Annotated in this window: 10 protein-coding genes; 3 read left to right on the top strand and 7 right to left on the bottom strand. The window is 59.6% G+C overall.

Features of this window, described 5'->3' with window-relative positions; all coding sequences use genetic code 11:
* Nucleotides 1-283 precede the first annotated feature (283 nt).
* Both E8M77_RS17525 and E8M77_RS17520 read left to right on the top strand, forming a co-directional pair.
* The gene (locus tag E8M77_RS17525; RefSeq protein WP_246659309.1) at nt 284-2,191 is read left to right on the top strand and encodes a methyl-accepting chemotaxis protein; all 1,908 of its coding nucleotides are present in this window, start codon (nt 284-286) and stop codon (nt 2,189-2,191) included.
* 143 nt (nt 2,192-2,334) lie between these two features.
* Nucleotides 2,335-2,925, top strand: coding sequence for a DUF1349 domain-containing protein (locus E8M77_RS17520; protein WP_137131919.1), 591 nt, complete (start codon nt 2,335-2,337; stop codon nt 2,923-2,925).
* Nucleotides 2,926-2,945: 20 nt separating this feature from the next.
* Here E8M77_RS17520 and E8M77_RS17515 read toward each other — a convergent pair whose 3' ends face one another.
* The 6 genes from E8M77_RS17515 to E8M77_RS17490 all read right to left on the bottom strand — a co-directional run bounded on the left by E8M77_RS17515 (nt 2,946) and on the right by E8M77_RS17490 (nt 10,237).
* The gene (locus tag E8M77_RS17515) at nt 2,946-4,796 is read right to left on the bottom strand and encodes an ABC transporter ATP-binding protein (protein ID WP_137131918.1); all 1,851 of its coding nucleotides are present in this window, start codon (nt 4,794-4,796) and stop codon (nt 2,946-2,948) included.
* 226 nt (nt 4,797-5,022) lie between these two features.
* Nucleotides 5,023-5,613 (bottom strand): hypothetical protein, encoded by a 591-nt coding sequence (locus E8M77_RS17510; protein WP_137131917.1) that lies wholly within the window; start codon nt 5,611-5,613, stop codon nt 5,023-5,025.
* Between the two features lie 76 nt (nt 5,614-5,689).
* Entirely contained in the window at nt 5,690-7,474 is a 1,785-nt protein-coding gene (locus E8M77_RS17505) for a methyl-accepting chemotaxis protein (RefSeq protein WP_137131916.1), read from the bottom strand.
* A gap of 320 nt (nt 7,475-7,794) precedes the next feature.
* Nucleotides 7,795-8,292 carry a xanthine phosphoribosyltransferase gene (gpt, locus tag E8M77_RS17500; RefSeq protein WP_137131915.1) on the bottom strand — a complete coding sequence of 166 codons (498 nt, stop codon included), beginning with the start codon at nt 8,290-8,292 and terminating at the stop codon, nt 7,795-7,797.
* Nucleotides 8,293-8,523: 231 nt separating this feature from the next.
* Nucleotides 8,524-9,366, bottom strand: coding sequence for a universal stress protein (locus tag E8M77_RS17495; RefSeq protein WP_137131914.1), 843 nt, complete (start codon nt 9,364-9,366; stop codon nt 8,524-8,526).
* A 100-nt stretch (nt 9,367-9,466) separates the two neighbouring features.
* Nucleotides 9,467-10,237, bottom strand: coding sequence for a competence/damage-inducible protein A (locus tag E8M77_RS17490; protein WP_137131913.1), 771 nt, complete (start codon nt 10,235-10,237; stop codon nt 9,467-9,469).
* 237 nt (nt 10,238-10,474) lie between these two features.
* Here E8M77_RS17490 and wrbA point away from each other — a divergent pair, with 237 nt between their 5' ends.
* Nucleotides 10,475-11,074 carry an NAD(P)H:quinone oxidoreductase gene (gene wrbA / locus E8M77_RS17485; RefSeq protein WP_137131912.1) on the top strand — a complete coding sequence of 200 codons (600 nt, stop codon included), beginning with the start codon at nt 10,475-10,477 and terminating at the stop codon, nt 11,072-11,074.
* Nucleotides 11,075-11,190: 116 nt separating this feature from the next.
* On the opposite strand, the gene E8M77_RS17480 is transcribed toward wrbA, so the two are convergent.
* Complete coding sequence (locus E8M77_RS17480) at nt 11,191-11,460, bottom strand: hypothetical protein (RefSeq protein ID WP_137131911.1); 270 nt, start codon at nt 11,458-11,460, stop codon at nt 11,191-11,193.
* Nucleotides 11,461-11,626: the final 166 nt, after the last annotated feature.

Genomic DNA, 11,626 nt, shown 5'->3' with positions numbered 1-11,626 from the left:
GTTTATAATGCATTTTTAACCACAAGATATTGTGGTCGGTACCTGTGGAAAACGGGGATTGGCGAATCAGCAAGCGAACTCAAGTGCTTGCGCGGATTTGCGACATTTCGGCGTCTGTGAGCCGAGGCCCGCAAAGGCTTGGTTTGTCGTGTCAAGCCTTCATAAGGTTGCGATGCGACATCTGCTCCGAAATTTTAACTTTCGTAGGTTAGATAATGAAGAGGTATGGATGCGTGGTTGTCACGTCCATCCTCATTCTCGTGTAACTTGCGGGGCCAAGGCCGTGAATATTAAAAACCTTTCCATACTGAAAAAGATTAGTCTCGTTGTCGTGTTGATGGGCGCCTCTGCGGCAGCCATTGCCGGGGTGGGAACGCAAGGTTTGTTTTCGCTTGGCGCGGCGCTGAAGGATACCGGCGCCCGCGAAGAGGTGGCCCGCGAGGCCATGGACCTGCGCGTCGATATCATCGCCATCAGCCGCATGACCTATCAGCTGGCGCTGGCGCCGGAAAAAGCCGCCGATTTCGCCGCTGAAACGGAAAAGCGTGCCAAGGAAATGCTGGACAGGCTGCCGAAGATTGCAACGACAGCCGATGCGGAAGAGCAGAAGCAGCTTTCCGATATCCGGGTCAGCCTCAACACCTATTTCGATAGTATCCGCGCCATGGTGAAGGTTGCCGGCACTGACGCGGCGAAGGACCCCAAGGTTCTGTCCGATGCGCTGGCCAAGGCGCTGGATGGCCAGAAGGCCGTGACGGCCGCCGTCAAGGTTTACAGCACCTATTCGGCCAAGACCCTGTCAGCCTCGCGAGCCTATGCCTTGGACGAATCGAGCACCACGGTGCTGATCCTTGGCGCAACCGCTGCCATCTGCATTGCCTTCGGCGTTGCGCTCAGCCTGTTGATGGCGCGCCGAGATATCGCAAACCCGATCCGCCGCCTGACGGCGGTGATGGGCGAGATGGCCAATGGCCGCACCGACCAGCCGGTGACTGATACGGACCGCAAGGACGAAATCGGCGCCATGGCCCGCGCGCTGGAGGTTTTCCGCGCCAATGAAATCCACATGCGTGAGATGGAGGCTCAGGAACAGGCATTGACCCGCCAGAGCAAGGATCTGCAGATCTCGATCAGCGGCATTGTGGCGGCAGCCGTTGCCGGCGATTTCAGCCAGCGAATCACCAAGGCCTATGACGACGGCGACCTGAAGCGTTTTGCGGGCAGCGTCAACGAACTTGTCGAAAATGTTGATCGCGGCATCAGCGAAGTGCGTCGCGTCATTGCAGCCCTGGCCGAGCAGGATCTGACGCAGGATATGCGCGGTCAATTCCAGGGCGCATTTGCCGAATTGCAGCAGAACGTCAACACGACGATGGCGACGCTGCGCGCTACGATGGACAATGTCCGCACGGCCGCCGGCACGATCTCAGACAATTCGGGCGAGCTTTCCACGGCCTCCAACCAGTTGGCGCGGCGTACCGAGCAGCAGGCCGCAGCGCTGGAAGAAACGGCGGCGGCACTTGAGGAAATCACCACCACGGTGCGCATGTCGACCGACCGCGCTAATGAGGCGACCCGCATGGTGGGCGAGACGAAGGCAAGTGCCGGGCGCTCCGGTGGCATCGTGCGCGACGCCATCGACGCCATGGGCCGTATCGAGCAGTCGTCGCAGAAGATCAGCCAGATCATCTCGGTGATCGACGAGATAGCCTTCCAGACCAACCTGCTGGCGCTGAATGCTGGCGTGGAAGCGGCTCGTGCCGGCGAAGCTGGTCGTGGCTTTGCCGTGGTTGCCCAGGAAGTGCGCGAGCTGGCCCAGCGCTCTGCCAATGCGGCCAAGGAAATCAAGGTGCTGATCAACGCATCGGCCGGCGAAGTAAAGGGCGGCGTAACCTTGGTTCTCTCCACCGGTGAAGCGCTGAAGGAGATCGACGATCTGGTCAACCGCGTCAACGAACATGTGGCAATGATTGCCCGCGCTGCCGGCGAACAGTCCTCGGCGCTCGGTGAGATCAACACCTCCGTCAACCACATGGACCAGATGACCCAGCAGAATGCCGCCATGGTCGAAGAGACCACGGCTGCAAGCCAGGTGCTGGCTGCCGAAAGCCGCCAACTGACGGCAACGCTGGCACGCTTCCGCCTCGACGGTCATGCAGGCGCAGGGCAGGGCTATCGCTCGGCTGCCTGAGAATAGGCTTCATACTCCATCAAGGGGCGCTGCAACCATGCGGCGCCCTTTTTGCGTTCTGCACAGGAAAATCCCGCTCAGAGGCCTTGGTTCCGGCCAGAGCAGGGTCCAGACTGCAACACCAATGGGAGGCGGGATGGATCATGCAGGGCAAGATGAATTTCGAGCACGGCATTTGGTTGAACCGGCCGCAACAGGTGTGGATCGACGGCCAGAACCTTCACGTGGTGACGGATACCGCCACCGATTTCTGGCGAAAGACCCATTATGGGTTCATCCGCGACAACGGGCATTTTTTGGGCTTTTCGACCGGTGCCGGCTTTACCGCCCAGATCCGCGTGCGGGCCCGTTTCGACAGTCTCTACGATCAGGCCGGACTGATGGTGCGGCTGGATGATAGCACCTGGCTGAAGGCTGGAATCGAGTTTTCCGACGGACAGGCCATGCTCTCCACCGTGTTGACCGTTGACCGGTCGGACTGGGCAACGGCGCCCTATACCGGTGATGCGCAGGATTTCTATCTGCGGCTCTCCGTGAAAGATGGCGTTCTGCGGGTGCAGGCCTCGGCGGATGGGCTTACCTGGCCGCTTGTGCGGCTTTCGCCCTTTCCGCAGGCTGCGACCTATCAGGTCGGCCCGATGTGCTGCACGCCGGAGCGCCAGGGGCTTGGCGTGCATTTTTCCGATTTCCATCTGACGGAACCGCTCGATCGCGATCTGCACGATCTCGGCTGAGCGCGGCGCATCCGGGCCAGCTACAGCCGTTCCGGTATGAAGCCGCCCGTCTGGCGCTGCCACAGGCGCGCATAAAGCCCATCCTGCTCGAGAAGTTCGGCGGGCGTGCCTTCCTCGACCACGTGGCCACGATCGATGACGAGGATTCGGTCCATCCTGGCAATCGTCGACAGGCGATGGGCAATGGCAATCACCGTCTTGCCCTGCATCAGCATGGAAAGCTTGTCCTGGATTGCGGCCTCGGCTTCGCTATCCAGCGCCGATGTCGCTTCATCGAGCACAAGGATAGGCGCGTTCTTCAACAGCACGCGGGCAATCGCGACGCGCTGGCGCTGACCGCCCGAAAGCTTGATGCCGCGATCGCCGACAAAGGCTGCGTAGCCCTTGCGACCCTCGCTATCGGATAGGTCGGCGATGAAGCCATCTGCCTGCGCCGCCTTCGCCGCTGCCTCGATCTCGGCTATATGCGCATCCGGCCGGCCATAACGGATATTGTCGCTGACCGAGCGGTGAAGCAGCGCGACATCTTGCGCAATGACGCCGATCGATCGGCGCAGGCTGGACTGCGTCACCTGGCGGATATCCTGGCCATCGATCAAGATCTGCCCGTTGCCGACATCGTAGAAGCGCAGCAGCAGGTTGACGAGCGTCGTCTTGCCGGCGCCAGACAGGCCGACAAGCCCGACCTTCTCGCCGGCTGCGATGGTGAGCGATAGGTCGTCGATGACTGTCTTGCCAGACTTGTAGGCAAAACCGACGCGCTCGAAGCGGATCTCGCCGGCAGCGACCGTCAATTCCCTGGCGCCCGGCGTGTCGGAAATCGTCGGCGGCGTGGTCATCACCGGCATGGCATCCTTGATGGTGCCAAGCGTCTTGAAAAGCTGTTGGCCCATCTGGATGAAGGTGAAGGAGCCATTCGACAGGCGCTGCAGGATGTAGATGGCGACGACGAAATCCCCCACCGTGACGAACTGGTCCAGCAGACCCCAGAAACCGATGGTGAGCATCGCCAGCCAGAGCGCCATATTGGCGGTGATGATGACAAGCTCCGAGGTCCGGTAGGCCCGCTGCTCCTGGTGCATCATGCCGACGGCCTTGGTCATGGTTTTGCCCAGTGCGCCCGCTTCGCTGTCTTCGGCGGCAAACTGCTTGACCATCTGGATATTGCTGTAGACGTCGGTCATGGCGCCGGAAACCAGACTGTTCTGCTTGGCGGACCGGCTGGCGCGCGCGGCAAAATCCGGGACGACTTTGACCGTGTAGAGGACGCTGAACGCCACCCAGAGCACGATGGGGATGGCAAGCGGCCAGGAGAGCGCGAGAAGGATGACGAAGGAACCGATGATCTGCAAGAGGAAGCGCGGTGCCGTCTGGAAGCCGATAAGGATCTGTTGCTGAACAGCATTGGCAACCTGGTTCAGGCGCGAGGCGACCTGTCCGGCAAACAGATCATGGAAAAAGGCGATATCCTGCTGCTCGACGGCCTTGTGTCCCTGCCACTGGATGGCAACCGGTAGGCTGATGCCGATCGTGTGCGAATTCAGGATATTGGTGATGTAGAAAGTGACGGGCAGGACCGGAAAGATCAGGATTCCGAGCAAGGTCAGAAACCAGAACCGCTCCTGCAGGAAGGCAGCGGCACCTTGCGTCGTCACGCCATCGACGATCACCGAAAGGCCCCAGATGATCGTCAGGTTGATCGCCTCGACTGCCATGGAACTGAGGGCCATGGCGATGAGGACGCCGCGAAACATCCGAACGAAATGCCAAATTACGGCAACTGGGCCTTTGGAGGGCAATGGCTTGTAGGCAATCTCAAGCGGTCTGATCAATGTTTCGAACGGGCGATAAATGCGATCTGAAATGGACATGAGGCGCTCTTGGACAAATGGACATGAAACCGCACGCAAAACAGCTGGAACGGAAGTTGGAGCATCTTGCGTGCGCCTGCACCAGCGGAAGTATGAGAGATTGTCCGATTTATTTCTGGTTGCCTGAGCACGTAAAGGTTGAAGAAATCACTTTAGACACCTGACATCAAATGGAAATGGCCGCCCCCAAGGGGACGGCCATGCGAAGCGCTTGCCGGGGAGGTTATCAGAGCGATTCGAGGTTGACGCCGACGGTGATGGCGCCGATCGGCGTGCCGGTTTCATCGACAATGGTCATCGAGGCCTGCGACTGGAGTGCCTGAGTCGATTCGTCTTTCTCGACTTCATCGACGAACAGCACATCCTTGCCCATGCCGAAACTCTTCTTGAACTTCGCCTCGTCGCCCTGCCAGTAGTCGGACGTGACGTCGCTCTGGCCGACATTGAGCCCCTTGGCATCCATCACGAAGACTTCGGCAATGGCGCCTTTCGAGGAAGCCTGCTTGTCCTTGAGGAAGGTGGATACCGCATTGCCGAGTGTCGCATTCACCATTGGCTTGTCTGCGGCCTCCACTTCGGCACGCCATTTCTTGTCCAGCGCGATGATATCTGCCTCGCTAAGGCCGGCATTCTTGACATTCTGCGCCTTGATGGCGCCGATGATCACCGGGTCGCTGACCCAGGTTGCAACATTCTGCTTGATATAATCGGTGACGGGAGCGACATGCGCCTCCTGCGCGGATGCACCCGAAGCGGCAAATGCGATAAAGGCCAAGGCCAGGCTGGATGCGACATGTCTGCGGATTGCGAACGTCATGGGGTTTCTCTCCAGGGTAGACGTATTGGGAACCTGCCTTCTTCCTCCCAGGTTCCCGAGCGGAGGGTTTTGGATGTCAGGCGACGCGCCGGGCAGGTCCCGAGGCGGAATGGACGCGTTCGAGGCGGAAGCGGTCGGCTGCTCCCTGCATCACGCGGCTCTGAGACAAAAGATCGTGGCAGGCAGCGCTGGTTTCCTCGACCATGGCGGCATTCTGCTGGGTCGTCTGGTCCATGCTGTTGATGGCACTGTTGATTTCCTGCAGGCCGGACGATTGCTGACGGTAGGATTCGACGATACCGACAATGCCTTCATTGATGCGCGAGATATGGTCCTCGATCTTGAGGAGCGCATCGCCGGTCTGGTTGACAAGCGCCACGCCTCCGGAGACCTCCGTGTTCGACACGCCGATCAGATGCTTGATCTCCTTGGCGGCATTGGCGGAGCGTTGTGCAAGTTCGCGCACTTCCTGAGCCACCACGGCAAATCCCTTGCCGGCTTCGCCAGCGCGGGCGGCCTCGACGCCGGCATTCAGCGCCAGAAGATTGGTCTGGAAGGCGATTTCATCGATCACGCTGATGATCTGGCCGATTTGTGAGGATGAGTGCTGGATGCGGTCCATCGCCCCTATGGCATTGCGCACCACCTGAGCCGAGAGATGCGCCTCGGTCTTGGCCTCACTCACCATGGAACCCGTCTGTTCGGCACTGCGCGACGAATTGCGCACGGTGGTCGTCACCTCGTCCAGTGCCGCTGCGGTTTCCTCGAGCGCTGCTGCCTGCTGTTCCGTGCGGCGCGCCAATTGCTCCGCCTGGTCGGCCAATTGCCCGGCTCCGGTCTCCACCGCGATGGAGGCAGTCTTGATCTCGTTGATGGCATCGGCAATCGAATCGACCATCACATTGAAGTCCAAGCGCAGTTTTTCGAAATCTGTGCCGAGATCATCAAGCTTGGCATTGAGCTGCCCCTTGGCGAGCATTTCGAGCGCGTGGCCCACTTTGTTCATCACACGGCGCTGGGTGGCGGCACTTGCCTCGGTCAGTTCGGCATTGCGCGCCCGCTCGTTGTTGATGGTGACCTGCTGCTGTTCGGCCAGGCGTCGCTGTTCGAGCGTTGCAATGGCATCATTGCGAAAGCCTTCCAGCGCACGCGCCAGGAAACCGATTTCGTCGCCGTTCTGCTGATAGATGACGGGCGTTGCCAGATCGCCGCCCTGCAATGCCGTTATGCGATGGCTAAGCACATTGAGGGGCTGTCCGACAAGCCGGCGCATGCTGAAGATGAAGGCGATGATGGCAGCGACGATGGCGCAGGCCTGTAGGCCAAGAGCGATCAGCGCCTTACGACGGGCATCGGCGAGTATACTTTCCGCAGTCCAGGTGGTGACGACATAGCCGCCTACCTTGCCATTCTTATCGAGCGGGAGCGGGCTGACGAGGCTAATGAAGCCGGCGCCTAAGGCATTTTCATCGACCATCAGCTTTTCCGGCCGTGTCGCGACGTCCTTCGCCAGTGTTTCGGTACTTGGTAGGCCGTCGAGGCCGGATCGATTCCAGCTGTCGATCAGTTTCAGTTCGGCGTTGTAGGCGGAGAACTGCACGAGGTTGAGGGCTGCATCGTCACGGTACAGCGAATAGGTCTCAGCCACGGCATCGGCCTTGCCCCATTTTATGCCGCCGGCCGCCAGTGTTGCGAATTGGGTCGTGTCCTTGCTCCAGTTGACCTTGGCCATGCTGAGCATGGATGCACTTTCGCTGCGCCAGGTGTAGGCTGCAAGACCTGCCATCCCGAGAAGATTGATACCGACGATCAGGGTCGCGAGCTTCGCCGTCAGTGGCAGGGATTTGATCATTTTCAACATGGGGCACGCTTCACTTATCAGGCCGGTTGAACCCGGCAGGTGGCGGTGCATTGAGCTCCTGAAAGCGATATCGATCATGATCCGCTGCGCATCCTTGAGATGCAGGAGTACATTCGAATTTATAGGAGGGGAACCTTAATAAATCGCAACAGCTGCATGCTGAACGGTATCGGTTGAATAGATCAACCAATTGAATTGTATTTTACTTTAGTTGCGCGAAAAGATTAACGGCCATCTGCGCGGGTGGTGTGCGATGCACAAAACGAAAAAGCCCGCCGGGTGGCGGGCTTTCGGATGGTCTTGAAAATGGACGATCGGTCCTAGCCTTTGGCGCCCTTGGCGATCGGTTCCTGGTAGGTGAAACCCATGTCCCAGGGGAAATAGATCCAAGTATCCTGGCTGACTTCCGTGACGAAGGTATCGATCGTCGGCACGCCCTTCGGCTTGGCATAGACGCAGGCGAAATGTGCATTCGGCATCAGCACGCGCACTTCAGATGCGGTTTTGCCCGTATCCGTCAGGTCGTCGACAACCAGCACGCCCTTGCCGCCATCGACGGTCAGTTCCGGCGCAATACCCTTCAGCAGGTTGAATTCCCCCTGGTTGACATAGTCATGATATGAAGCGACGCAGACCGTTTCGATCAGCCGGATATTCAGCTCGCGCGAAATGATCGCCGCCGGCACGAGACCGCCACGGGTGATGCAGACGATGGCGCGGAAATCCTGCCCAAGCCCGGCAAGCCGCCAGGCCAGCGCCCGTGCATCGCGGTGAAACTGATCCCAGGAAACGGGGAAGGCTTTATCAGGTAGAGACATTCGTCGGGGCTCCGAGGCGCGCAATGGATCAATGACAGGCGCGCCGTCGAACCGGTGCAGCCTCCGGGGACCGCCGATGTTCAGCCGGTCCCGTTGGCCTCTGCTATTAGCGGCAATGGCGGTCGTCAGGCAAGCCGCATGATGAAGGAGGCTGGCTGCAATGCCGAGGATGGTAAAGCAGCGCAGCACGCCTGGTCTTTTCTGCCACTTGCTCCGGTAGCCCTGCCATCCTTAGCGGGAGATCAGCGTCACCGCCGTCATCGTGTCGAGAATGCTGCGCGTGACACCGCCAAACAGCATTTCCCACCAGCGCGCATGGCCATAGCCACCCATGACCAGAAGATCGACGCTTGCATCGGTCAGCCGGTTCTCGATGGCATCGGCGGTGGAAATCTCCAGGTTCTCCTCCGTGCGCAGCGTGACCTTCACATCGTGGCGGGCAAGCGCTGCGGCAAGATCCGCTCCGGCCAGTTCAGGCGCCTGGCGCGGCATGCCGGGCGGATCAACGCAAAAGATCTCGACACTATCGGCCTGCTTCAGCAGCGGCAGTGCATCGAAGGCGGCGCGCGCCGCTTCCTTGGAGCCGTTCCAGGCGATGAGCACGCGCCGCAGTGGTGCGGGTGTGGTCAGCACGTAGGGCACCAGAAGCAGCGGCCGACCGCTTTCCATCAAAAGGGTTTCAAGCTCCGCATTGCCGTCATGGCCATGGCGCGGGTCTGTCTGGCAGGCAATGATCAGGTCGCTGGTGCGCGCGCATTCCAGCACGCTTTGCGAACCATAACCGGCCGAGCAGACATAGGTCCGCCATTCATGCGAGACACCTTCCTGCGTGGCGCGGGCGCGAAACAGCGTCTCGATGCGATGTGTTTCGTCCTGCGCTGCCTTTTGCAGCATTTCGATCGCCGTTGGATCGGGAATTTCCATCGGCGCGATCAGCGGCACCGTTGCCAGTCCTTCGGCGCGAAGGCCGATGAGATGGGCGGAAAACTGCTGCGCGATGGAAAGCGCGAAATCCGTTACCGGCTGCGCATGGCGCATCGTATCGGCCACAGTGACGATGGTCTTGTAACCCATGGCGGTGTCTCCTCGTACAGGGGGTGGAACCTGTCAGGCTCCACCATCCCATGGGAGATGGGCCGCGCATTGCGCTGGGTCAAGCGCGAGCGGCTTGGTATCAGGCTTCCGGGCCGGGATGGTCTTCGGCGCGGGCCTTGGCAAGAGAGGCGATCATGGCAAGCACGGCATCGGTGGCCGCCTCCAGCGTCTGTTCGTCGCGGGCGCGCACCACAAGTTCGGTGGAAAAGCGCTGACCGTCATATTTCGGATAGGAGCCGATGCTGGTCTGCGGATGTGCCTTCTGCACCTCGCCGAGCAAGGTGCCGATATCGCCTTCGCCGTAAGGGCAGGGGAGCGCACGGCTGAGCATGACCGAGCCCTTTGTCAGTTCCGGCAGAATATTGTTGACCATGGCCTGGAAAACCTGCGGCACGCCGGCCATGACATAGACATTCTCGACGATGAAGCCCGGCGCCGTGGAGACCGGATTTGCAATATGGCGGGCGCCCTTCGGCATGCGTGCCATGCGCTGGCGGGCTTCGGTAAACTCCATCTCGCGCCGCGCATACATCTCGCCCAGAAGCCGCATGGCTTCCGCGTCATGTTCGCAGGGCACGCCAAAGGCCTTGGAGACGGCATCAGCGGTAATATCGTCATGCGTCGGGCCGATGCCGCCAGAGGTGAACACATAGGTGTAGCGGGCGCGCAAGCCATTCAGCGCTTCGACGATTGCCTCTTCCTCGTCGGCTACGATGCGCACTTCTTTGAGGTCGATGCCGGCCAAGAGCAGAATGTCAGCCAGATGACCGATATTCTTATCCTTGGTGCGGCCAGATAGCAGTTCGTCGCCAATCGCCAGGATTGCGGCAGTGACGATCTCTTGGGACATCATGGAATTCCTCGTCTTGGATGGAAGGGATAGCCGCTTCCTATGATAAAATGAACATACACAGAAGCCTGTTCGCGCTGGCCATTGTTACGCCAATGTGACTGTTTCAGATTTGTCGTTGCTCATAATTGAACAGTCCGTCCGAGGCTTGAGGGCTGGTGCTTGTCAAGGTTGTGATTAAGTCTAGTTTCAACGCGGCCACCAAGCCCGGTGAGCGTCAGTTCAGGGAGATACGACATGACCAAGGTTCTGGTACTTTATCATTCGACATACGGACATATCGAAACGATGGCCTATGCGGTTGCCGAAGGCGCAAAATCCGAAGGTGCGGACGTCACCGTCATGCGCGTTCCGGAACTGGTTTCGGACGAGGTCGCCAAGGCTTCGCATTACAAGATGGACCAGGCCGCCCCGATTGCGACACCTGCCGATCTCGAAGCCTATGATGCCATCATCGTCGGTGCCGGCACACGCTTTGGCACGGTCGCTTCTCAGATGCGCAATTTCTGGGACCAGACCGGCGGCCAGTGGTTTACCGGCAAACTGATCGGCAAGCTGGGCTCCGTCTTCACCTCCAGCGCCACCCAGCATGGCGGCCAGGAATCCACCATCCTGTCCTTCATCCCGACCTTCCTGCACCATGGAATGGTTGTTGCCGGTCTTCCCTATTCCTTCCAGGGCCAGATGGGGACAGAAGAGGTCATGGGCAATTCGCCCTATGGCGCCTCCACCATTACCAATGGCGATGGCTCGCGCATGCCGTCTGAAATTGAGCTTGCCGGTGCCCGCTTCCAGGGCGCGCATGTGGCAAAGCTTGCCGCAAAACTGGCCAGCTGAGGCTGTCATCCCATCGCATAGGCAAGAGCGTCGGTAGATTGCCGGCGCTTTTCACGGCGCAAAACGCCGCCATGAGGTTGGATGTGGCGCGCATGGGCTACACCCTTTCGCTTGTATCAGTCGTTGAAGCTCAAAAGGTCCGGCTGGTATTCGCGTCGAACCAGCTTCACGCTGCGATCGGGCTGGATGACATAGGTTTCCAGAACCTGGCGCGAGCCATCATAGAAATCATGACTGAACGTGCTGCCGATTGGTGACTTTGTCAGCCGTGTCGAGGGCTGGCCATTATACGTGAGGCTGCCGGGGATGGGCTCAAGCTCCGTGCTGCCGGTCGTGCAGCTGGCAAGTGCCACAAGGCCCAGCACGGCTATGATCTGTCTGTCCATGATCCAGTATCCTGTTCTTGCGTCTGTTCCATCAACTGTGCGTCTGGTGCCATTGTTCCCGACACCTGAGCGGATGGCGATGACATTTCTTCCGGAAAACCGCAACGCTCCTTCTATGGACGTAAAAAGCAACCGGATCATAGCCCGCAACGGGCGGAAGGAAAAA

The organism is Rhizobium sp. FY34 (genome assembly GCF_005222845.1).
Lineage (GTDB): Bacteria > Pseudomonadota > Alphaproteobacteria > Rhizobiales > Rhizobiaceae > Neorhizobium.
The sequence above is the reverse complement of the archived record's forward strand: the minus strand, read 5'-3'. Positions and strand labels throughout refer to the sequence as shown.